This is a genomic window from Planctomycetaceae bacterium, assembly GCA_041398825.1.
Classification (GTDB): domain Bacteria; phylum Planctomycetota; class Planctomycetia; order Planctomycetales; family Planctomycetaceae; genus F1-80-MAGs062.
Genome location: JAWKTX010000004.1, coordinates 1 through 21,683, shown reverse-complemented (window position 1 = coordinate 21,683; position 21,683 = coordinate 1). Strand labels below are relative to the sequence as shown.

Here is a 21,683-nt window from a genome sequence, read left to right as displayed (position 1 = left end):
CGCGCTGTACCTTTGGCCTGGCCTTCGCTCTCAGGCAATTCATCATTGGAAGCCGACTGCAGATGATTGTTCCGGAATGAGGAAACGGACCACTTCTCTTGCCAGCGGACCGGCCGCGTGACTTCCTGATCCGCCGTGCTCCAGGACGATTGCAAAAGCAAATCGGGGCGCATCCGCCGGTGCGTATCCCGCAAACCAGGCATGGTCGGGCTTGTCTGGAGCTGATTCTGCCGTGCCCGTTTTTCCGGCGATGCTGACGTGGTCCAGGTGCACAGATTTGTAGCCCGTCCCCCAAGTCTCTTCGCAGACCGCAACCAAACCGCGGTGCACGGCTTCAATGGACTCAGGGGTGAGGCTTTCAATCCGCATTCGAGGGAAACCGGGACGTCTGGAACTCACGTCGTCGGCGCGCCTGGCAAATCCTTCCTCGCTGACAACATGCGGCGTCACCAGCCATCCTCCATTCGCTATTGCCGCCATCATTCGAACAAGTTGAAGCGGAGTCACCGTAAGTCGTGACTGTCCAATCGCATACCCCAGCGCCTCTCGCTGAAAGCGACGCAGTGTCGTCTGACTGACCATTTGTTGAGCTGATCCATCATCAGATTCCCCGACACCGCCATTCGCGGTTGCTGCCATCGCCAGCCGGACAGTATCGGCTCGGACTGGCAGCGTCCCCGACTTCTCGAACGGAAGGTCAATCCCCGTCTTTTCGCCGAATCCAAATCGCTCCGCCCATTCAGCAATCGGCAAAATGCCCATTCTTTGTGCGGCATCAAAGAAATAAACATTGCACGATTGTGCCATGGCCGCGGTGAGCCCGACATTCCCATGCCCTTGTCCGAATTGCCGAAAGATAAGGCAGCGATGTTCGTTTGGACTGGTCAGAAATCCCTGACAGAAAAACGTTTGTCGGCTTGTAAACGTACCTGTTTCCAGCGTTGCGATCGCACTGAGTGGTTTGAACGTGGAACCCGGCGCCAGCGCCATCGCGCTGAATCTTGAAACAAATGGACGTCGCTGATCATTGTTGGCGGCAGTCCATGCGTCTGCAGACCCGCCGGTAAACAACTGAAGGTCAAATCCTGGCCCACTACTGGCGGCGAGCAATGCGCCTGTTTCGACATCAATAACGACGATGCTGCCACCCGTCGGGACAACTCGAGTACCATCATCTGCTGTCGATTCCTCCGTATCGGTATTATCACGGAGGGCATTCTCTCGCCCGGCCGTAAGTTGTGCCGGACGATCGGTGAGAGCCTCAGCAAGGAGCTGCTCGCAGAAACGCTGCAGACTAACATCAATGGTCAGCACCACATCCAAGCCGCTCACTGGATTGCGGGTGACTTCTGAGCGGACGATCTGCTGCCGTCGATTTCGTTCAATCTGACGCAGGCCGAATGTTCCCTTGATTCGATCGCTGTAACTGAGCTCGACTCCGAATCGACCGTGTCGAGGTTGCTCTGGCAGTTCAGCAAGGACAGTCTGCGGAATTCCATTCTTCTGTGCCAGGGATTTCAATTCTTCGTCGGACAGTGTTGTTTGTGCGCCCACAATATGGGCGGCCAGCTGGTGTTCCGGGTAAGTCCGTCGAGTTACAGTGACGGCACGGGCACCAGAGAAACGTTCCGGCTGTTCCGCAATCTGTCCGGCAATCACCAGGGGCAATTCCGAAGCGATCGTGTGCCATGTTTCTTCTTCACGAACGATAATTCGTTGACGTGTCTCACGGCGTGGAGGAGTCGTGAGTGCATTTCGAATGGCGGATGCGATATGCATGGCCCATCCAACGTTTCCTTCCGTGTCGTCGCTTCCTTCGTTCAATTGCCGGTTCATTGGCGAAAAATGGCGACGATTGACAGAATCCGCAATCCGTTGCACACGCGTTTCGATGGCCTCACAGGCCTTTTCGAAATCTTCGTTCGTCATGCCACAAAGACTGGCAAGTTGTCGCCGGGTTTGAGTTCGTTCGAGAAGGATCTGCTCCCGGGTTCGTTCGACCAGCGCAATGTCACGGCGTTCCTCGCGAGTAAGACGCGAACGAATCTGCCGAGTGAGCCAGTCCTTGTCGGCGTCTTTCTGAATCCATCGGTAGTGCAGCTGAACAGCGTATTGTTCCACATCAGCCGCAAGGACGAGTCCCCCGGAAAGAATTCGCCCATCCCGGGACGGTAGGATTTCGGTTTCTGTTGTTGTTGCTTTCAATGCAACCAGATAGCGTCCCGGCAGAATCACCTGAACGTGGGCAAGTCTTGCGAAAACAACAACCAGCCCAATCGTAAATCCAATGCCTATCAGGCGTATTCTCCATACGCTGGCCGCCGGGATCAGATCGTCATCTGAATCCGCTGCATCCTGAGAAAACAATGAAGTCAGAGGGGCGTTGCGCATCCTTGAGTTCTGATCCTCGGTTACGTCTGTCGACGTTTCAGAAAATCAATCCATCCGTGTATCAAACAGGCTTGGTCAAAGGAGATAGATAAGTCGGCCGCATTCTCGACAGGCAATCAGCACGTCGGTGTTGATACGGACAACGTCCTGTGAGGTGATCCGGTTGTTACAGGCGGTACAGCATTGATCTTCAACCGATGCCAGTGCGGCCGCTCCATGAGCACCTCGGAGACGGGCATATGCGGCGGAATGTTCGCCCCACTTAATCGTCTTCTCTGCGGCGGCGACTTTTTCGCGAAGTTCATCCAGCTGCTGGCGCAGACCTGATTCTGCAGCAGCGACTTCCTTTTGCACCGTTTCAAGGTGCTTCTGGGCGTCAATCACACCGGATTCGACTGTCTTCAGATGCGCCTGGCTGACGTCAAGGGCTTCCATTGCAGCCAGAGCGGCATCTTCCAGCGTTGCCAAGTCCTGTTTCGCGCTGGCGATCTGGCCTTTGAAGATATCGTATTCTTTGTTCGACGAAGCCTGATTCAGTTGTCCTTCAATCTTCCGCAAGTCGGCTTCGCGGGTTCGCAATTTCAGGTTGCCTTCATCGGCAGTTTTCCGGCAGTCTTTAATTGTCTGTTTCTGTAATTCGACCTCGTCTTTCGACGCTTGCAGCTTGCGTTCTGCCGCCGCAATCCTTCGGGGGCCGTGAGCCAGTGAACCTTCGACATCTTCCAACTCAGTCAACAGAGAATGCAGCTTGTGAAGGGCGATCGACAGCTCTGATGGCATTCTGAAGGGATCCTTTTACGGGAGATGGTCGATGTTGGAACGCCCTGGATTCTATTTCTCTTTGCTGCTACGGGATACCGAACCGAACGCGGCAAAAACTAAAACCTCGGAATCAGGCACAACCCGCCTGAAGATGGTGAGTTTACCCAGGACTGTGAACCGGGGCAGAGCAATTGTGCAGGGAGACGTGTGCCTTTTCGAAGCGAGATCAGAGCAAAAGGCGTTTGCGGATTCGTGCAGAAGGAAATGGCGTGAGGAGGATCGACTCCGGTCTTGTGGCCCTTTCCAGACTTCGAACTTCGCTTTCGTTGACAGAACGGTGATTCGTGAAATGAGACGACAGTTGTGAAATCGTCGCGTACCATGAGTCGCCGATTCGAAGCAACCGGTGTTGGTACGCTCGCATCATGCGAAGAGGAAGCTGTGTGGGAGCGAACCGTGCCAGGCTTGAACGGGCACCACCGCAGGCTGCCTGAATCTGCAAGGATCAGGCCGGGAATGTTTCAGGGACAAAAGAATTTCGTTGGCGGCTGCCAAATCCGCCGAGCGTTCGTTGAAGCAGCGAGGCCGCAAACCGTAGGCAACGCCGGAGATCGGGGGGAACCTGCACGCAGGCCTGACAACACTGGAGTTGTCAGCGCTGGGGGCCGCCGCTTCGAAATGGGAATGCTCTGAATCGGAAAGGGATCAGCATGAACGCGGGGCGGAAGCGGGATGGGAACACTGAATTCCAGCCTGCGTTCAGATTCGATCAGATTCACACAGCGAATTAGGTCCGCGGACTGAATCACGCGGCGAAAATCCTGTACGAAGGCAGTCGCCGGTAACGACATGTTTCTCTGACACGTGGCTGCTTCAATGGCAGTGACGCATTTTCGTGGGCGATGTGTTCGCGAAGATTTTTTGGCGGCGTCCGTAGCCGCAAGGATGGTCGCGACAGGCTGAATCGACAGGCAGCAATCAAGGCCGTCAACGAAAACAGGACCGTTGGGCAAACCAACCTGCGGCGCTCGATCTTCGAATGATGCGAATCCAATGGGACACTTGCGCTTTGTGCCAGCCCGAAAAGGCCCAGGAAGCTCACAGATTCGCTCTCCGCCGGGCTCCGGTCAGCGGCACCGCCGCTCATTCAGGCGGGTGGTCAGGGTTTCTTGTGAGAGGGCGGTATTGGCGGTTCATGCGTCCGCTGCCAAAACGGCTGATGACTGCCTGGTTATGGCCCCACCTGAAAAATCGGGGATGGTATAACATGTTGTCTATAATCACGTTATGGCTTTTCAGTCCTGCGTGGCACGTTGTTTGCATTCTGGGGCGGCATCCTGTTTTCTCTGCCAGATTGAATCCGTAATGCAGGTGCACTCGGGTTGGATGGTTTGAACAGATTTGCGTCGTGTAGAAACATTGAGGAGAAGCCGTGGCTAAGTTACTGACGTTTGACGAAGAGGCTCGGAAGAGTCTGCTGTCCGGCGTTTCAAAGCTATCGAAGGCGGTCGCAAGCACGCTGGGCCCCCGTGGTCGCAATGCTGTGCTCGATAAGGGCTGGGGAGCCCCTAAGGTGACCAAAGACGGTGTCACCGTTGCCGAAGATATTGATTTGGAAGATCCGTACGAGAACGTAGCTGTCCAGCTCGTGAAGGAAGCTGCATCGAAGACAAACGATGTTGCTGGTGACGGGACGACCACCGCGACGGTTCTCGCAGAAGCGCTTTATCGATCCGGGTTGAAGTACATTGCGGCTGGTGCGGATGCGATGGCCCTGAGCCGCGGCGCGCAGAAAGCAGTGAATGCGGTCGTTGAAGCTCTGGCGAAGATGTCCAAGTCAGTGAAGTCAAACGACAAGGAATCGATTGCTCGCGTCGCGACCATTGCCGGAAACAATGACCCGGAAGTTGGCCAGATTCTGGCCGATGCACTGCTGAAGGTTGGCAAGGATGGCGTGATCACTGTCGAGGAAGGTCGGCATGTGACAACAGAGGTTGACCTTGTTGAAGGGATGCAGTTCGATCGGGGTTATCTTTCGCCGCACTTCATCACCAATGAAGACGAGCAGGAAGTTATGCTCGACAATGTTCGAATTCTGATCTACGAAGAGAAGATTTCCAGCGCGAAGCCGCTCGTTCCGCTGCTTGAGGCGGTATCGAAGGCTGGCGTCCCGCTCCTGATTATTGCTGAAGACGTGGAAGGCGAAGCACTCGCTACACTTGTCGTAAACAAGATGCGAGGCATTGTTAACGTCGCGGCCGTGAAGGCTCCTGGGTACGGCGATCGTCGCAAGGCGATGATGGAAGACATTGCAATCCTCACGGGTGGCAAGGCCTTCTTCAAAGATCTTGGGATCAAGCTTGAGAATATCCAACTGTCGGATCTGGGCAAGGCGAAGCGGATTCATGTTGACGCTAACAAGACGGTCATCGTTGAAGGCGGCGGCAAGAAGGCCGAGATTAACGGCAGGACTGAGCTGATTCGTCGGGAAATCGATTCCACTGACAGCGACTATGATCGCGAGAAGTTGCAGGAGCGTCTGGCGAAACTGGCTGGCGGCGTTGCTCAAATCAAAGTGGGTGCGGCCACCGAAACCGAGATGAAGGAACGGAAGGATCTGATTGACGATGCTCTTGCCGCAACCCGTGCGGCTATTGAAGAGGGTATTGTTCCCGGCGGTGGAGTTGCATTGCTGCGTTGTGCGGCTGCTCTGGACGAAATTTCCGTCAAGGGCGACGAGGAGCTGGGAGTGGATCTGGTTCGCGGTATTCTTGAAATGCCGTTGCGAATGATTGCCAGCAATGCTGGTTTGGATGGTGCTGTCGTCGCGAACCGTGTGAAGAAAGAGAAGAAGGCCAGCTACGGCTACGACGCGATGAATGATCAGTACGGCGACATGTTCTCCTTCGGAGTGGTCGATCCGGCAAAGGTCGTTCGGACTTCACTGCAGAACGCTATCAGCGTTGCATCCCTGCTGTTGACCACTGACTGCATTATCGTTGATGAGCCAAAAGAAGCCGAAGACGGCCATCACGATGACCATCATCACGACATGGGCGGTATGGGAGGCATGGGCGGAATGGGTGGCATGGGAGGAATGGGCGGCATGCCGGGGATGATGTGATTCCGGTGCTGATTGCCGTTCGTTGACTTGCGGGCACCGTGCCCGTTGTCGTTGAGAATCAAAGTCGTTGAGAATCAAAATCTGAAAACAAAGTCGAGTTCGTCTCGCAATTACCATACGGAGTAAATCAATATGAAAATTAATCCTCTTGACGATCGCGTAGTTGTACGCCCCCACGAAGCCGAAGAGAAAACAGCCGGTGGCATCGTGCTTCCGGATGCGGCGAAAGAAAAGCAGCAGCGTGGTACCGTGATTGCGGTTGGTCCAGGCCGACTGCTCGATAGTGGAGAGCGGTCAGCGGTCAGTGTTCAGGTCGGTGATGAAGTCCTGTTTGGGAAATATGGCGGAACTGAAATCGAAGTGGATGGCGAAGAGGTGAAGATCCTTCGTGAGAGTGACATCCTGGCAAAGCTTGTCTGATCTTTCGTTCTTTGAATTCAGTTCTGTTTGTGGCAGCGAGTAAACGCTGAAGGAGCCTTTGAAGTGGCAAAGCAACTGTTGTTCGACGATAAAGCCCGCATCAAACTGCAGCGCGGCGTGGAAACGCTTGCCAAGGCGGTTGCGGTAACGATGGGCCCAACAGGTCGCAACGTGATCATTGACAAGAGTTTTGGCAATCCCGTCGTGACAAAGGACGGTGTGACGGTCAGTAAGGAAGTTGAACTCGACGACCCTTACGAGCACATGGGGGCGAAGCTGGTCAATGAAGTTGCCAGCAAGACGAGCGATCTGGCTGGCGACGGCACGACAACGGCCACGGTTCTTGCTCGCGCTATCTATGAGCAGGGTCTGCGAAGTATTACGCTGGGAGCGAATCCCACTGTGGTGCGACGCGGGATTGATCGTGGTGTGGATGCTGCTCTTGAGTCCATCGCCAAACTGGCAAAGCCAGTGGAAACCAAGAAGGAGATCGCTCAGGTTGGAGCGATCTCGGCAAACAGCGACAAAGAGATCGGTGACATGATTGCCGATGCGATGGAGCGAGTTGGCCGGGATGGAGTGATCACCGTTGAAGAAGGCAAGGGAAGCTCGACGACGCTTGAGTTCGCCGAGGGGATGCAGTTCGACAAGGGCTACATCAGTCCTTACTTCGTCACGCAGGCTGAAGACATGAAGGCCGTTCTGGACGACTGCCTGATCCTGCTATACGAAAAGAAGATTTCAAATCTTCGTGAATTTGTGCCGCTGCTGGAGAAGGTCGCCCAGACCGGTCGCCAGTTCCTTGTGATTGCGGAAGACGTTGACAGCGAAGCGCTGACCGCACTTGTGGTGAACAAGCTTCGTGGCATCCTGAAAATCTGTGCCGTCAAGGCACCTGGTTTCGGCGATCGCCGAAAAGCGATGCTTGGTGACATGGCGGTGCTGACCGGCGGAACGTTGATTTCAGAAGATCTGGGAATCAAGCTGGATTCGGTTGAGCTGAGCCACCTGGGGCAGGCACGCCGAATCGAAGTCATGAAAGACAGCTGCACCATCATCGAAGGTGCGGGCGAAGCGTCTGCCATTCAGACTCGCGTTCAGCAGATTCGTGACCATATCGAGAAGACCGACAGCGACTACGATCGCGAGAAGTTCCAGGAGCGACTTGCGAAGCTGACCGGTGGTGTTGCAGTCATTTCTGTTGGTGCATCTACAGAAGCAGAGATGAAGCAAACCAAAGCTCGAATGGAAGACGCATTGCATGCGACTCGTGCTGCTGTGGAAGAAGGAATTCTGCCTGGTGGCGGCGTGGCATTGCTGCGTTCAATTGAAGCTGTCCGTAAGGTGAAAGCTAAGGGCGACGAGGCGATTGGCATCGAAATCCTGGCGAATGCTCTGCAGGCTCCTCTTCGTCAGATCGCAGCCAATTGCGGCAAGGACGGGGCGGTTGTTGCTGACGAAGTGCTTCAGCTGCAGGGTACGATGGGCTACGATGCGTCAAAAGACGAATATGTCGACATGCTGAAGGCTGGTATTCTCGACCCCGCAAAGGTGGTGCGGAGTGCTTTGTCTCATGCAGCTTCGATCGCTGGATTGATGTTGACGACTCAGGTTCTTGTCACGCGTTCAGACGATGCAGACGGTGGAAAACGCCCAACAGTCGAAGGCGCAATTCACTAGTTTCGACAGGATCTCGGCCGCGGGCGGTGTTCTATTTCGCTCGCCCCGGACGGTGGTTATTCACTCGGGGCACCAGTAATGGTGTCCCGATTTTTTTCCGGTCGTTCGGCTGGTTGCCAAAGCCTCGCAGACTCTGCAAGTTTCTCGTCTTCTGCGTGGCCGGTGTGAAGAACAAACGGTGGGATGTTGTTCCGGCGACCGTTGTTGTCGTTCTGCAGAATTAAAACGGATCTGTGATCCCGGTAGATAACATGATGACCGAACAACGATGTTATTACGAAGTCCTGGGAGTCGTTCGGACAGCTTCGGGTGAAGAGATCAAGAAGGCCTACAAGAAGCTGGCTATCAAATACCATCCGGACCGGAATCCGGATAACGAAGAAGCGGTTGCAGCGTTCAAGGAGGCTTCTGAGGCATTTGAAGTCCTCAGCAACGAGGACAAGCGTGCTCGGTACGATCGCTTTGGTCATTCCGGCGTCAAAGGCAGCGGAGGTGGAGGCGCTGGCTTTGGTGACGTGAACGATATCTTCAGCGCTTTCGGCGACATCTTTGAAGGTTTTGGGTTCAACTTCGGGGGTGGTTCCGGAGGTGGACGACGGCGCGGCGGAGCGAGTAAAGGAGCTTCCCTCCAGACCACGATCAGCATTGAACTTCCGGAGGCTTACTCCGGCTGCCGTCGTGAACTCCACATTTCCCGCCACGAGACGTGCCAGACCTGCGCTGGATCGGGCTCAAAACCCGGAAGCAGCCCGATCTCCTGCAGTACCTGCGGCGGCCATGGTCAGGTCATTCAGTCGCAGGGTTTCTTCCGTGTCCAGACAACCTGTCCCACTTGCCGCGGCGCAGGCAAAACGGTCAAAGATCCCTGCCAGGAGTGTCGAGGCGGTGGACGAGTGATGGCGGATGTCGTCCGCGAAGTCGTCATCCCTTCTGGTATTGATTCCGGAATGCAGCTTTGTCTGCGTGGAGAAGGTGAAGCGGGTGCCGGTGGCGGTCCGCGGGGAGACCTTTATGTCGACATCGAAGTGAAGCGGCATCCGCTTTTCGATCGCGACGGATCGGACTTGATGTGTCGAGTTCCAATCACATTTTCTCAGGCAGCTCTGGGGGCTGAGATCGAAATCCCGACGCTTGCTGGTCCGGAAACAATGAAGGTCAAACCGGGGACCCAGCCTGGAGACGTGACAAGGCTCAAAGCTCGGGGAATGCCTGACCCGCGTGGTGGCGGGCGTATCGGAGACCTTCTGGTAGAAATTCAGGTGGATGTTCCAAAGAAACTATCACCAGAACAGGAAGATCTGCTGAGGCAACTGGCTGAACTCGACCACAAAGACGTGACGCCCCACCGCAAGTCATTTTTTGATCAGGTGAAGCAGTTTTTTTCGGGCGACGAATCAGAGGAAAAATAAGAGATGACTGATCCAGAAAACGACGAACAATGCCCGTCACCAGAACCCGCGGTTGAGTCTAAAAGCGGAACCGTTGAGTCACATCCTGAAGCCAGCGGTGATCACGCCAGCGTGAACGCACTGAAGGAGCAGGTTGCTGAATTGCAGGATAAGATGCTGCGAATGCAGGCGGAGATGGAGAACTCTCGCCGTCGAATGCAGCGAGAAATGGAAGATGCCAGAAGATTTGAATCGTTCCGACTGGTGCGAGACCTGCTTCCTGGCCTTGACGGATTGCAGCGTGCAGTGGATTCCGCCGAACAGACAGGTGACACTCAGGCGTTGCTGAACGGTATTCAAATGGTTGCCCACCAATTCCGCGATATCCTGAAGACGCACTCAGCGGAGCCAATTGACGCATTAGGCAAACCATTTGACCCGAACCTGCACGAAGCGCTGACACAGGTGCCGTCGGCCGACCACGATCCAATGACAGTGATGCAGGTTGTGGAAATGGGCTACCGTCTGCACGATCGCGTTGTTCGGCCTGCTCGCGTTATCGTCTCATGTGCCCCGGCTGAAAGCTGATTGCACCGTCGGTCAAGCAGATCATTCCGTCGATGAATCTGTTTGACGTGGTTGCTTCTTTGTCTTGATACTGTTGTTTCTGATTAAACTTGAATTTGTTCTGCAGGATTCAGCGGCTATGCCAACCTACGAATATCGTTGCAATGCGTGTAGTCACAAGTGGGATGAGTTTCAGTCGATCACTGCGAAGCCCACTAAGAAATGTCCGGACTGTGGAAAACTGAAGGCCGAACGTATTATCAGCGCCGGTGGAGGCATCATCTTTAAGGGGTCTGGGTTTTATCAGACCGATTATCGAAGCGATTCGTACAAAAAAGGCGCTGAAGCTGCGAAGAAATCCTCTGATTCATCAAGTAGCTCTTCAAGTTCCACAAGCGAATCGTCTGGCAGTAAATCAGGCAGCACAGACTGACTTGAACGGTCTTCGATTGTGGTGAGCGAATTAACTGCCTGGCAACAGAAGTTGAGCGACTGGGTCCGTACGGCGTGCTACCTGGAGGTATCCGCTCCGAAACCGGGAAACGTGAACCCGGAGTATTCATTTTCATCTCTGGATGAAGCCGGCGTTCCTCGCGATGTCGCAACGGTTGAGGATTTTCTTCGATCAGCTGATGCTATCTGTGATGTCGCCGCGAGAGTAACACCGCAGACCGTTGGATCGACGATCCTGGAATGCATCCGAGCCACACGCCTCGTCGTGCCGCACAATACAAATCTTGGCATTGTGTTGCTGTTGATCCCATTGGCAGCTGTGCCCGAATCATCGTCTTTGCAGGACGGCATCGAACGGATTCTTGACGACCTGACGGTCGATGACAGCATGGCTGTCTACGAGGCAATTCGTCTGGCAGCACCCGGAGGTCTTGGGAACGCTGACGATCAGGATGTCAGTAATTCACCGACACTTCCGCTGAGAGACTGCATGCGACTGGCGTCAGAACGTGACACGATTGCCATGCAGTACGTGAATGCCTATCAGGAAGTGTTTCGAGCTGTCGATTGGCTGGAGAATTCTCCATGGATTGATTCAAAGACTGGCGGAATGGAATCTGCTTCGACGTGCATCACATGGCTTGCCCTGCGATTACTCCAGTCGATACCTGACACGCTGATCATCCGAAAATGTGGCGTCGAAGTGGCAACGGAAGCTCGGAGACTGGCTGATCAAGTGCTGGTCAACGGATGGCCCGAACAACCATCATCCGAGGCGGCCTATGAGGCACTGAAAAAATTCCTGTGCGAAGATGGTCATCGTCGCAACCCGGGAACGACAGCGGATTTGATCGTGGCTGCCTTGTTCTGCGGGTTGCGAAGTGGACGATTGCGTCTTGATTAGTTCGCCTCCGCTTCGGAGATCTTACTTCCTTTCGGGAATGACTGTGATCGCAAGGCCAAGCCATGTCGAGTATGCGATCCCTCGCAAAGCAGCAATCAGTTGCGACAGATAGTTGGAAACTTCGGTGCTGGCAGCGTCCTTGATGAATTGGATTTCCGGGTCGTCTACGGGCAGTACCGTGGACTGTCCGGTTTCCGTTGTTGATGACTCTTCCAGCGAACGAATTCCCTGAACTGTACTGATGATCTGGCTGGTAAGCCGGGTGGCTGAAAAATTTGCCTGAAGGACAAACCAAAGAACTCCGACGCACCAAGCCGAGGCGACAGCCTGACGCATGCCTTTTGATTTCGCAGCCGTTGCGACAGGGATCACCATGCCGGGAAAAAGCAGAGCGGCCAGCATGCCCAGCCATGCCGCCTGTGGTAAGTCGTTCGAAAACCAGATGATCATGGCAGACAGCGGGCCCACTGCGACACAAATGCCCGCCAATGATGCTTCCAACCGTTGTTTCGGAGTTAAAGCCAGACGCCCGAATCGATTGGCCATCAAAACCAGGTTAAACAACGACGATGAGGTCCAGGTCATCCACGCAAACAGGATGTATGTCAGGCTGATCAGTACGGCGAACGGTTGCAGAAAGGGCACGGTATTCAGAACTCTGGATAACAGCCCCTGACCAAACATGATGCCAAGCACCAGTAGAATCTGAACACGTGGGCTGAATGAATTCAGCCAGAGAAAAAAACTGAGCATCCAGCGATAGATAAAATGCCGAGCCTTCATCGCTTCGACAATGCCCGCTCTGGCCCATTCATTGCTGGCATCCAGTCGCAGGGCTTCCTGAAAATGCAGCATGGCCTTCTCAGGTTCGTGGCGTCCCAATAGCCGCCAGCCTTCGTTTGCATGAGTAATGGTGTTGTCCGGGTCGCGCTGTAGTGCCTCGCGAATCGTTACGCCTGCTTGTTCGCGATCACCCATACTGGTCATGGCAATGGCGAGAAGGTTTGTGCAGTCAACATCTTCCGGATCAATTTCCAGGCCGCGTTCTGCCGCGATTCTGCAGGACTTCCATTGATTGGCCTTCGCTTCGATCGAGGCCAGCATCGCGAACGAATTTACGTCGGCCGGGTCAATTCGGATGGCCTCGTTGATGGCCGTACGCGCTTCGGTCAGTCGATTTCGCTCTCGCATCACCCAGGCCATCGCATAATGACCGATGGCCAGGTCAGGACTATGGAGGATTGCTTGCTGTGCCTCATCCGTCGCGGCCGCGTGCTGATCACGCTCTGATAAGCACATTGCAAGAAAGGCGTGCGCAATTGCATTGCCGGAATCTTCCGCCAATGCAAGACGCAACTCCGATTCTGCCAGTTCATAGCGTGATTGCTGCATCAGAAACGTTGCACGCCGCAGATGTTCATTCATTTGTTGATTTTCAGGTAGCGAAGGATGTCGTCGTACAATCCACTTTGGTTGGAATACAAGGCGTAATTGCGAGCGGAATTGAACCAATCCTGGGTCGAAGGACGTACTTGTTTCGCCGCACCAATCAGGTCTTTCGTGCCAATTGGTTCGGGGCGACCGGTCCTGAGAGCCGCTGCCAGTTTACCTTCAATGCAAACGTCGACGACTGCCTTTAAGTCTGCTCCCGAGAACTGGTCTGTTTTTCTGGCAACTGCATCATGATCGACGTTGTCCACCGGCTTGCCGCAGAGCAGTAAGCGTAAGATATCGGCCCGGCCTTCTCGATCCGGTGGCGGTACGAAGATTATGCGATCGAAGCGTCCAGGCCGCCGAAATGCGGAATCCAGATTCCACGGGGCGTTCGTTGCTGCGAGAATCAGCACACCGTCATTTGATGATTCCGTCCCATCCAGTTCTGCAAGAAACTGATTGATCAAGTGCCGTCCAGCGCTTGTCTTCATGTCGGAACGAGATGCTCCTAACGCATCCACTTCATCAAAAAACATAACACTGGGCTGGTTGCGTCGAGCAGTTTCGAAGAGACCATGTAGGGCCTTTTCGCTGCTGCCAATCCACATATCAAGGACGTCGTGAATTCCGATACTTATGAACCCAGCCCCGATTTCGCCGGCGGTGGCTCTGGCCAGATGCGTCTTTCCACATCCGGGCGGCCCATACATCAGAATTCCACCCCCAACAGCCTTTCCGTAGGCCTTAAACATATCTGCGTGCTGAAGTGGATAGATGATCTTCATGCGAATCTCTTCCTTCAGATTCGTCATGCCACCCACATGTTCAAAGTTGATCCGAGGCCTTTCCACAACGCGTTCTGTTGCAGCATCGGCTATATTCTCGTCCCCCTGCCATGACGCTCTGACCTTGCCTTCAATCACTTCCGACTGCTCGCTTGAATCAATCCCCAGACGGTCTGCCAGTTCATCATCCCGAAGGGAAGGGTCTTCGCTGATTGCTGCCCGATACTCAGAAATTGCAAACGGCACATCTCCCTGCTGAAAAAGTAGTCGGGAATGCAGCAGGTAAGCCGCTGCGGGGGTGTCACGTTTCGAAACAAGGTCTTCAATGATGACCATCGAAGGGGAGTACTTGCCCTGTTGGAAAAAACACTGGGCAAGTGAAACACGATACCGCGTTTCTGCCGGGTCTTGCCGAACAAGCTTTTCCCAGTGGAGTTCTGCGGCTTCCGGCAATCCAGCTTTCATCAATGATTCGGCAAGGTGGCTCCGCAGGGGAGCGTTGTCCGGCGATACCCGGAGCGCTTCCTCAAGTGCACGAATGGCTGGGTCATTTATCATGGCAATTCCGGGACTGAAACAGCAAAACCTGTACCGACGGGGGATGATGACTCATTCGGGTTCTCGAACGTGACCACTATATCCCAATGACAGTCCTTCCGAAACACACGGGCTGCACAAATGAACCAGCTGATGATCCCGGAAGTGGCCGCGTGGTTCTTCCTCGGCCTGCAAGGCCAGGGCATTCCTCTGGAGACCGATGGCGTTTAGGATTCGCTGTGTTGAAACAGATTTCGTGTCTGGCAGGTTCCGAACAGACAGACAGCTCGCTAACGGCGGAGAAAGCAGTTCGTCGCAACTCTGCCTGCTTTCCGGGTTCGCGATCCGGAATTGCCAACGGACGGTGTTGGGTTCGGGAGACGGCGGAAGTATCGGACGTCGACGGATGCGAATCCGCAACATCTGAATGCTGTTTCTGGTGCTTTTTCTGTTGAGTGGCCGACGGCAAGTGCAACTGTTCGAAGTGATGTCAGGAACATCCGAACTCTGGCAGTCAGGCTGGACGACTTCACCGCTTTGAAGCAACGGCCAGAGCAATGCCACACCCTATGCGTCGATTGGTTTAGGGTGTGGCATTCCTGGGCTGGCAATTGCGAAACATTCAGACGGGTTATCCCTGAGGACCAGCTGCAGTCACTTCACCGGCGACTTGTGCGGCATAGGCTTCAAAATTGCTACGGAACAGACCTGCAAGTTTTCGCGCGGTCTTCTCGTAGGCATCGGTATCTCGCCACGAGAGGCGGGGGACCATCATTTCTGCGGGCACGCCGGGACACTGACTGACGACATCAAGCCCGAGAATGTCGTCGCGTTCTGTCGGGGCGTTACGAAGCTCGCCCGAGTGAATTGCATCAACAATGGATCTGGTGAAACGAAGAGGCATTCGGCTACCGACGCCGTAGGCCCCGCCGGACCAGCCTGTATTGACCAGCCAGACAGCAGCTCCGTGTCGGTCAATTTTTTCTGCAAGCAATTGTGCGTAGCGAGACGGGTGGCAGACCAGAAACGGACCACCGAAACAGGGTGAAAATGTCGCTTCCGGTTCTGTAACGCCCATTTCGGTGCCAGCGACCTTTGCCGTGTACCCACTAATGAAGTAGTACATCGCTTGTTCTTTTGTCAGGCGGGCGACGGGCGGCAGCACGCCAAATGCATCACACGTCAGGAAAATTACGTCAGATGGGTGTGTGGCGACGCACGGGATCTTTGCATTCCCCATGAATTCGATGGGATATGATCCTCGTGTGTTCTGAGTAATCGATGTGTCATTAAAATCGACATGGTGGTGTGCTTTGTCGTAGACGACATTTTCCAGAACAGCGCCGAATCGAAGGGCATCAAATATCTCAGGTTCAGACTCACGAGTCAGGTAAACAGCCTTCGCATAGCAACCGCCTTCAATATTGAAAATGCCATCGTCTGACCAGCCGTGTTCATCGTCTCCGATCAGGTAACGATTCGGATCAGCAGACAGCGTTGTTTTTCCTGTGCCGGACAATCCAAACAGGACAGACGATGTACCATCGTCCTTGCTTGTCGTTGCCGAACAATGCATCGACAGGATGCCTTTCATCGGCAGCAGATAATTCATGTAAGTAAAGACTGCCTTTTTCATTTCACCGGCGTATTCGGTGCCAAGCAGCACGACTTCTCCATGCTCAATACTCAAGTCGACACTTGTTCGTGAAGTCATTCCTGTGGTGAAGCGATTTGCCGGGAATGCGCCAGCGTTGAAAATGACGAAATCGGGCTCCTCGAATGTCTCGAGTTCTGCATCTGTCGGGCGAATGAGCATGTTATGCATGAATAATGCGTGATAGGGGCGAGCACAGATGACGCGTACTTTCAGCCGCGTGTTGGGCTCCCATCCTGCGTAAGCATCAACGCAGTAGATACGATCACGTGTATTCAGATAGTCAATGGCACGTTCGCGATTGATGGAAAAGGTCATTTCATCCAGTGCGAAGTTGACCGGCCCCCACCAGACATTGTCCTGAGAATCCGGGTGCCTGACTACGCGCTTGTCTTTTGGTGATCGTCCCGTCTTTTCACCGGAATAAGCAATCAAACACCCGGCGTCTGAAATGCTGGTTCCGGGTTCGTGGCGGATCGCCTCTTCGTACAGAGTGCTTGGTGCCAGATTACGAAATACGTTTTCGACAGTGATTCCGTGTGAGGCCAGGTTAAACGTTTTCGGCACGCTGAACATCCTTTTGCTTTAAGTATCAGGTAACAACTGCAAACGCACGATAGCACATTCAGGAATCTGTGTCCGTGTTGTGCGGAATCGCCGGTCCATGGTGTTTTGCATGCTCCGAAACGGCCAGGCCGTGCTGATGCACACAACACTGTGCAGTCTGGAGCGTGACAAACGACATCTATCACCGCCGGAGAGCTGTCACAAATTCTGTTCCGCTTGCAATTGTGAAATCCAACGAGAATAGCCCGATCACTTATTCGCGATCGGGCTATGGTCAGGTGACTCTCAGGCTGTTCCGGAGGCAGTTATTCGAAACTTGAACCGGGATAACCGGCGCCGTCCAGGGCCGTCAGCGCTGCTGCGCCATCAACATCGCCGTCGAATTCAATTTTCACTCGGCGGTCATTCACCACCACTTCGTCTTCCTGTGGAACGAGTTCGACCGATTTGACTCCGGTAATCCCTTCCAGAGCTTTCTTGACTTTTGGGTAGCAATTAATCTGACAGGACATTTCAGGGACAGCCAGCGTCGCATTGTCTCCTGCTTTGTAAGCGACCATAACCGGTTCCTGACTCACTGCTGCCGCCGGAGTTTGTGATGCTTCGCCGTCTTCGGAAGTCGCGGCAGGCGTATCAGGATTGGTAGTGACCGTCTCCGTGCCGCTGTCTCCGCAGCCAGCAAGGATTGCAAAAGACAGAAGTCCGATGAGCTTCTTCATTTGAATGACTCCAAAAGTTAGTTTCAGGTGTTTTCGGTATGTACACAGTTTTAGTCGGTTCGCGGGATCCGTCAATGCCCGGTCCTGGTGTCAGTCGACTTGCCAGGAATCTCAACGCAGTTTTCTCAGACTTTGTTTGATTGAGGCAATTTCACCACATGTAACTGAAGCCCCGGATTGCCCGGATTTCTTCGGCCGGATACGTCTCCGGGCCGGGATTCGTTGAAAATCCCTGCCACGTGATGACAAGCTACGGTCAGCAGCTCGAAGAGGGGATAAAGGATGTTGCGGCGTCGACGGAGAGGCAGAATTCGGCAATCAGCTGTGCAGCCTGGGAAAGGTCGGATTCGGCGACAAGTTCGACTGGGCTGTGCATGTAGCGATTGGGTAGTGTCACCAGTCCGGCCGCACAACCGCCTCGAGTCAGCTGAATTGTTGCTGCGTCATTGCTTGCTGGATACCCAAGTGCATTCACCTGATAGGGGATGGAATTTTTCTCAGCTTGTTCGGTCAGCTGGCGAAAGACCTGTGGATTCGCGTTAGCGCCTCGAACGATCACCGGGCCTCCCCCGATCACAATCCGGCCGAATTCGTTTTGATCAATTCCGGGGCAGTCCGTGGCGTGTGTTACATCGACAGCAATGGCAACATCGGGATTGACATGATAAGAACTGGTCGTGGCACCTCGCAGGCCGATCTCTTCCTGAACCGATGAAACGGCGACGACTTTTGCGGTTGGTTCTCGCGCAGCGATCATTCGCAGTGCGTTCATGATGACCCAAACGCCTGTTCGGTCATCCATCGCGACTCCGGAAAGGCGACCATTCCGAAGTTCCCGGAGGCAGGGCTCGGGAGTAATGAAGTCTCCGATCCGCACAACTTCCCGAGTTTCGCTTTCGGAAGTCGATCCGATATCGACGAGCAGATCTTTGATCTTGGGGACGCTCTTACGTTCATCCGTATCCAGCAGATGAATGGGTTTTCGAGCAATGACACCGGGGATTGGTCCTGTCTTTGAGTGGACGAGGACTCGTTGACCCAAAAGAATCTGGATGTCCCATCCGCCCACGGCAGACACGCGGATGAAGCCCTGGCTGTCGATGTGACGGACGATAAGTCCAATCTGATCGCAATGAGCATCCAGCAAAATGACAGGGGAGCCCCCGCGATTTACGGTAGCCATCACATTGCCATGGACATCAGTGGTCACTTCATCAGCGAAAGTCTTCACGTATTCTCGAACGACATCCTGAACAGCCTGCTCGCCACCGGATGTTCCGGGTGTCTTCAACAGGTCTTTCAGAAACTGGTCTGCCATGGATTTGCTTTCTCTGGGAGAAGTGGGCTCGCGGGGTGAAGTACAGGTTGAACCAGGCTGTCAGGAGAATTGGCCGATCTTTCGAATCTCCCCGTCAGGCACTCTCTGCAGGTCAGGACAATTCGTGCTTTTGCGCGACTAGATTTCAAACGACTCACCAAACTTCGGAATAACGGGCGGGTGATCAGAAACATCGCCGACGATTTGCTGCAGGGAACGCATGGAATCTTCTTCTCCATGGACAAGGAAGATCTGTCCGGTTCCTCCCTTTCGGCCCATGCATCAAACCACCAGCGCGGAAGCCTCGGCATCTGCGTGGGCTGACAGCCCATTGATGATCTCGATGCGGGCGTTCAGCGGGTAACGTCGTCCGTAAATGGTGACGTTGTCACGGCGTTCTACCAGTTGCCGCCCAAGGTGTGCTGCCTGATAACCAATAATCAGATGGCTGTTTTCGTCAGCGACCGCATGTTTCAGGTGATGCACGATGCGTCCGTTCTCGCACATCCCGCTGGCCGAAATCACGACGAATGGCCCCCTGGGCTCGGTTCGCCGCGATACTTTCATCCTGCGATCGAATATAGGTGAGTCCGTCGAAATCGAACACATCATCGTCATATTTCAGCGTTTGACGCACTTCGTCGTCCATGATTTCAGCGTGATCGCGGTAAATGTCTGTCAGTCTCACGGCAAGAGGGCTGTCGATATAAACGGCACTCGGCACAAAGCATCTTCATTGCGAAGCTCGTTAAGCAAATAGACCAGCAGTTGTGTACGTCCGAGGCTGAAGGCAGGAATGATCACCTTGCCCCTTCGCCGTGACGCCTCGCAGATGATGCGTTGAAGTTTCGCCTTCACGTCACCCGCTTCCGGATGAACTCGGTTGCCATACGTTGATTCCGAGATCACAGCGTCACAGCGTTCCACAGTTTCCGGATCCGGTAGAATGGGAATGTTGCGTCGCCCCAGGTCGCCGGTGAAAACCAATCTCTTCCATTCTCCGTTTTCTTTAGCTTCCAGCTCGGTAATGGCGGCTCCCAGAATGTGTCCCGAATGGTGAAGGCGGATTCGAACGTCGTCCGAAATCTCCGTCCATTCGTGGTAGCGGACGTACTCAAAGCTCTGCGGAAACCTTCCGAGCATCTTCTTCAGGTATAGAGTGCCTCGAATGCCTCAAAACCGTATTGTTTGGATCGCCTGGCTGAGTATCTGGCATCTTCTTCCTGAATTTTCGCACTGTCACGCAGCATCATCGATGCGATCTCCGCGGTGGCCCGGGTCGCGAAGATGGGGCCATCGAAACCCGCACGAACCAGGCCCGGAAGATTTCCGCAATGATCAATGTGAGCATGGGACAGCACGACCGCGTCCAGAGTCCTGGGTGAACATAGAAACCGAATGTTCTTCGGACGCGTTTCTGACTCGCGTCCCTGAAACAGGCCACAGTCAAGGAGTAACCGGGTGGACCCCGTTTCGATCAGATGCTGGCTGCCAGTGACTTCACATGCCGCACCCAGAAAAGTTACCTTCATTTTGTCGGTGGTCCGTTCAGAGAAAAATGTTGCCAGTTTGAAACGTTTGGGGCATTTACTGGACGAGAAGGATAGCGACCTGCGGCAAATACTGGAAAGGATGTGTGCGCGTGGTCACCCGGAGATGTGAATCATGGCTGAATGCTTGAGAAAGCGACGAACAGTTCTGCATGAAAATGATGTACACTATCAGGAAAGCGATGTTGTCAGTAAGCGGTATGGTTGGCTGTCCTTGGCTGATTCTTCCGTGCCCTACTGCGGCACAGTTTTCGAGTTTCGCTTCCATGAACAGGGAGATTAGGAAGATGCAAAGTGCTGTGGTAGCACGAACGAAGGTCTTCTGGGCCGCATTGTCGATTGCAGGTGCGTTGACATTCAGCTTCAACTCGGATGGGGCACTGCGTGCTGACGAACCCACTGAGCAGGAAGTTTCGATCGTCGAATTTATCAATCAGCAGATTCGGCAGGGCTGGGAAGACAACGAAATCAAACCCTCTTCGGCCGCATCGGACGAAGAATGGCTGCGTCGGGTGTACCTTGATGTGCTTGGCCGAATTCCGACGTTGACCGAGGTGAAGGATTTCCTGAAAGACGAAAGTCCGCGTAAGAGGGCTGTCCTGATCGATTCGCTGACGGATCACGAAGATTTCGTGCGTCACTGGACGACCATCTGGACCAATAATTGTATTGGCCGGGGCGAACCCCGTCGCGTGAGCCGAAAGGGTATGGAAAAATTCTTTCGCGAAGCATTCGCGAAGAATCGTCCCTGGAACGAAGTCGTCATCGATCTGATTACTGCAGAGGGGCACTATGAAGAAAATGGTGCAACCAACTACATCCTTGCCCAGATGCAGAATCGGGACGAAGGAGTGCAGTTAACGGCGATGACGACACGTTTGTTCCTGGGTTTACAGGTCCAGTGCACTCAGTGTCACAATCATCCTTTCAACAAGTGGCAGCAGGACCAGTTCTGGGAATTCAACAGCTTCTTCCGACAGGTCAACAAAATTGATCATCGAAAGACCGATCCGCAGACCGGGCGTCAGGTCGACGATTTCTCGGAGGTTGTCTGGCAGAACTTTTCCGGACCCGTTTACTACGAGAAACGAAGCGGTCTGATGCAGGTTGCCTTTCCGAAATACCTCGGAAAAGAGGTTGACCCGGCCGGTCATGTTGACCGCAGGGCTGAGCTGGCAAAGTTGGTCTGCGAGCCTGTCGATGGTGAATCGACTCTGATCTCACAGGCGTTCGTGAATCGAACGTGGGGACAGTTCTTCGGGTATGGCTTCACTCGCCCCGTTGACGACATGGGACCGCACAATCCTGCATCGCACCCCGAAATCCTGGACCGTCTGGCTCGGGAATTTGTGGACCACGATTATGACGTTCGCTGGCTGGTACGGACCATTATTTCGACGGACCCCTACCATCTGACTAGCCAGTGGGGC

At 54.2% G+C, this 21,683-nt stretch carries 20 protein-coding genes; 8 read left to right on the top strand and 12 right to left on the bottom strand.

The features are described 5' to 3' along the window. Window positions 1-42: 42 nt before the first annotated feature. Together R3C20_08510 and R3C20_08505 are read right to left on the bottom strand one after the other, a co-directional pair. The gene (locus R3C20_08510) at window positions 43-2,391 is read right to left on the bottom strand and encodes a penicillin-binding transpeptidase domain-containing protein (protein MEZ6040534.1); all 2,349 of its coding nucleotides are present in this window, start codon (window positions 2,389-2,391) and stop codon (window positions 43-45) included. A gap of 75 nt (window positions 2,392-2,466) precedes the next feature. After that, window positions 2,467-3,171 carry a hypothetical protein gene (locus R3C20_08505; protein ID MEZ6040533.1) on the bottom strand — a complete coding sequence of 235 codons (705 nt, stop codon included), beginning with the start codon at window positions 3,169-3,171 and terminating at the stop codon, window positions 2,467-2,469. A 1,414-nt stretch (window positions 3,172-4,585) separates the two neighbouring features. Between R3C20_08505 and groL (R3C20_08500) the strand changes: the two genes are divergently transcribed. From groL (R3C20_08500) to R3C20_08470, 7 genes are all read left to right on the top strand, one after another. Beyond that, window positions 4,586-6,277 carry a chaperonin GroEL gene (groL, locus tag R3C20_08500; protein MEZ6040532.1) on the top strand — a complete coding sequence of 564 codons (1,692 nt, stop codon included), beginning with the start codon at window positions 4,586-4,588 and terminating at the stop codon, window positions 6,275-6,277. A 132-nt stretch (window positions 6,278-6,409) separates the two neighbouring features. Then, entirely contained in the window at window positions 6,410-6,697 is a 288-nt protein-coding gene (groES, locus tag R3C20_08495) for a co-chaperone GroES (GenBank protein MEZ6040531.1), read from the top strand. A 63-nt stretch (window positions 6,698-6,760) separates the two neighbouring features. After that, window positions 6,761-8,377 carry a chaperonin GroEL gene (gene groL, locus R3C20_08490; GenBank protein ID MEZ6040530.1) on the top strand — a complete coding sequence of 539 codons (1,617 nt, stop codon included), beginning with the start codon at window positions 6,761-6,763 and terminating at the stop codon, window positions 8,375-8,377. A gap of 254 nt (window positions 8,378-8,631) precedes the next feature. Beyond that, window positions 8,632-9,786, top strand: a complete 1,155-nt coding sequence (dnaJ, locus tag R3C20_08485; protein MEZ6040529.1) for a molecular chaperone DnaJ — start codon at window positions 8,632-8,634, stop codon at window positions 9,784-9,786. A 3-nt stretch (window positions 9,787-9,789) separates the two neighbouring features. After that, window positions 9,790-10,353: a nucleotide exchange factor GrpE gene (grpE, locus tag R3C20_08480; GenBank protein MEZ6040528.1), complete on the top strand. Its 564-nt coding sequence runs from the start codon at window positions 9,790-9,792 to the stop codon at window positions 10,351-10,353. A gap of 118 nt (window positions 10,354-10,471) precedes the next feature. Further along, entirely contained in the window at window positions 10,472-10,765 is a 294-nt protein-coding gene (locus R3C20_08475) for a zinc ribbon domain-containing protein (protein ID MEZ6040527.1), read from the top strand. A 21-nt stretch (window positions 10,766-10,786) separates the two neighbouring features. After that, complete coding sequence (locus tag R3C20_08470) at window positions 10,787-11,689, top strand: triphosphoribosyl-dephospho-CoA synthase (GenBank protein MEZ6040526.1); 903 nt, start codon at window positions 10,787-10,789, stop codon at window positions 11,687-11,689. Window positions 11,690-11,710: 21 nt separating this feature from the next. Here R3C20_08470 and R3C20_08465 read toward each other — a convergent pair whose 3' ends face one another. The 10 genes from R3C20_08465 to R3C20_08420 all read right to left on the bottom strand — a co-directional run bounded on the left by R3C20_08465 (window position 11,711) and on the right by R3C20_08420 (window position 20,235). Beyond that, window positions 11,711-13,114, bottom strand: coding sequence for a hypothetical protein (locus R3C20_08465; GenBank protein ID MEZ6040525.1), 1,404 nt, complete (start codon window positions 13,112-13,114; stop codon window positions 11,711-11,713). After that, window positions 13,111-14,466 carry an ATP-binding protein gene (locus tag R3C20_08460; GenBank protein ID MEZ6040524.1) on the bottom strand — a complete coding sequence of 452 codons (1,356 nt, stop codon included), beginning with the start codon at window positions 14,464-14,466 and terminating at the stop codon, window positions 13,111-13,113. The genes R3C20_08465 and R3C20_08460 overlap by 4 nt, the downstream gene beginning before the upstream one ends. 610 nt (window positions 14,467-15,076) lie before the next feature. Beyond that, window positions 15,077-16,675, bottom strand: a complete 1,599-nt coding sequence (gene pckA, locus R3C20_08455; protein ID MEZ6040523.1) for a phosphoenolpyruvate carboxykinase (ATP) — start codon at window positions 16,673-16,675, stop codon at window positions 15,077-15,079. A gap of 296 nt (window positions 16,676-16,971) precedes the next feature. Next, window positions 16,972-17,385, bottom strand: a complete 414-nt coding sequence (locus tag R3C20_08450) for a heavy metal-associated domain-containing protein (GenBank protein MEZ6040522.1) — start codon at window positions 17,383-17,385, stop codon at window positions 16,972-16,974. Window positions 17,386-17,641: 256 nt separating this feature from the next. Beyond that, a complete protein-coding gene (locus R3C20_08445) occupies window positions 17,642-18,703 on the bottom strand; it encodes a M42 family metallopeptidase (protein MEZ6040521.1) in 1,062 nt (353 codons plus the stop codon). Between the two features lie 138 nt (window positions 18,704-18,841). Beyond that, the gene (locus tag R3C20_08440; GenBank protein MEZ6040520.1) at window positions 18,842-18,982 is read right to left on the bottom strand and encodes a hypothetical protein; all 141 of its coding nucleotides are present in this window, start codon (window positions 18,980-18,982) and stop codon (window positions 18,842-18,844) included. Window positions 18,983-18,985: 3 nt separating this feature from the next. Further along, entirely contained in the window at window positions 18,986-19,210 is a 225-nt protein-coding gene (locus R3C20_08435; GenBank protein ID MEZ6040519.1) for a hypothetical protein, read from the bottom strand. Further along, window positions 19,161-19,391, bottom strand: coding sequence for a hypothetical protein (locus R3C20_08430; protein ID MEZ6040518.1), 231 nt, complete (start codon window positions 19,389-19,391; stop codon window positions 19,161-19,163). The genes R3C20_08435 and R3C20_08430 overlap by 50 nt, the downstream gene beginning before the upstream one ends. Next, the gene (locus R3C20_08425) at window positions 19,388-19,846 is read right to left on the bottom strand and encodes an MBL fold metallo-hydrolase (GenBank protein MEZ6040517.1); all 459 of its coding nucleotides are present in this window, start codon (window positions 19,844-19,846) and stop codon (window positions 19,388-19,390) included. Before R3C20_08425 ends, R3C20_08430 begins: the two co-directional genes overlap by 4 nt. A gap of 5 nt (window positions 19,847-19,851) precedes the next feature. After that, window positions 19,852-20,235, bottom strand: a complete 384-nt coding sequence (locus R3C20_08420; GenBank protein ID MEZ6040516.1) for an MBL fold metallo-hydrolase — start codon at window positions 20,233-20,235, stop codon at window positions 19,852-19,854. Between the two features lie 305 nt (window positions 20,236-20,540). On the opposite strand from R3C20_08420, the gene R3C20_08415 reads away from it, so the two are divergent. Then, the coding region (locus tag R3C20_08415) for a DUF1549 domain-containing protein (GenBank protein MEZ6040515.1) at window positions 20,541-21,683 on the top strand (1,143 nt) is incomplete at its 3' end.

What these genes read in the sequence shown, in the direction of transcription:
- R3C20_08435 (MEZ6040519.1), bottom strand. Translation starts at nt 19,210, where the DNA reads ATGTGCGAGAACGGACGCATCGTGCATCACCTGAAACATGCGGTCGCT.
- R3C20_08420 (MEZ6040516.1), bottom strand. Translation starts at nt 20,235, where the DNA reads ATGAAGGTAACTTTTCTGGGTGCGGCATGTGAAGTCACTGGCAGCCAG.
- R3C20_08460 (MEZ6040524.1), bottom strand. Translation starts at nt 14,466, where the DNA reads ATGATAAATGACCCAGCCATTCGTGCACTTGAGGAAGCGCTCCGGGTA.
- R3C20_08505 (MEZ6040533.1), bottom strand. Translation starts at nt 3,171, where the DNA reads ATGCCATCAGAGCTGTCGATCGCCCTTCACAAGCTGCATTCTCTGTTG.
- R3C20_08450 (MEZ6040522.1), bottom strand. Translation starts at nt 17,385, where the DNA reads ATGAAGAAGCTCATCGGACTTCTGTCTTTTGCAATCCTTGCTGGCTGC.
- R3C20_08465 (MEZ6040525.1), bottom strand. Translation starts at nt 13,114, where the DNA reads ATGAATGAACATCTGCGGCGTGCAACGTTTCTGATGCAGCAATCACGC.
- R3C20_08510 (MEZ6040534.1), bottom strand. Translation starts at nt 2,391, where the DNA reads ATGCGCAACGCCCCTCTGACTTCATTGTTTTCTCAGGATGCAGCGGAT.
- R3C20_08445 (MEZ6040521.1), bottom strand. Translation starts at nt 18,703, where the DNA reads ATGGCAGACCAGTTTCTGAAAGACCTGTTGAAGACACCCGGAACATCC.
- dnaJ (MEZ6040529.1), top strand. Translation starts at nt 8,632, where the DNA reads ATGACCGAACAACGATGTTATTACGAAGTCCTGGGAGTCGTTCGGACA.
- R3C20_08425 (MEZ6040517.1), bottom strand. Translation starts at nt 19,846, where the DNA reads ATGCTCGGAAGGTTTCCGCAGAGCTTTGAGTACGTCCGCTACCACGAA.
- groES (MEZ6040531.1), top strand. Translation starts at nt 6,410, where the DNA reads ATGAAAATTAATCCTCTTGACGATCGCGTAGTTGTACGCCCCCACGAA.
- R3C20_08475 (MEZ6040527.1), top strand. Translation starts at nt 10,472, where the DNA reads ATGCCAACCTACGAATATCGTTGCAATGCGTGTAGTCACAAGTGGGAT.
- grpE (MEZ6040528.1), top strand. Translation starts at nt 9,790, where the DNA reads ATGACTGATCCAGAAAACGACGAACAATGCCCGTCACCAGAACCCGCG.
- R3C20_08440 (MEZ6040520.1), bottom strand. Translation starts at nt 18,982, where the DNA reads ATGGGCCGAAAGGGAGGAACCGGACAGATCTTCCTTGTCCATGGAGAA.
- pckA (MEZ6040523.1), bottom strand. Translation starts at nt 16,675, where the DNA reads ATGTTCAGCGTGCCGAAAACGTTTAACCTGGCCTCACACGGAATCACT.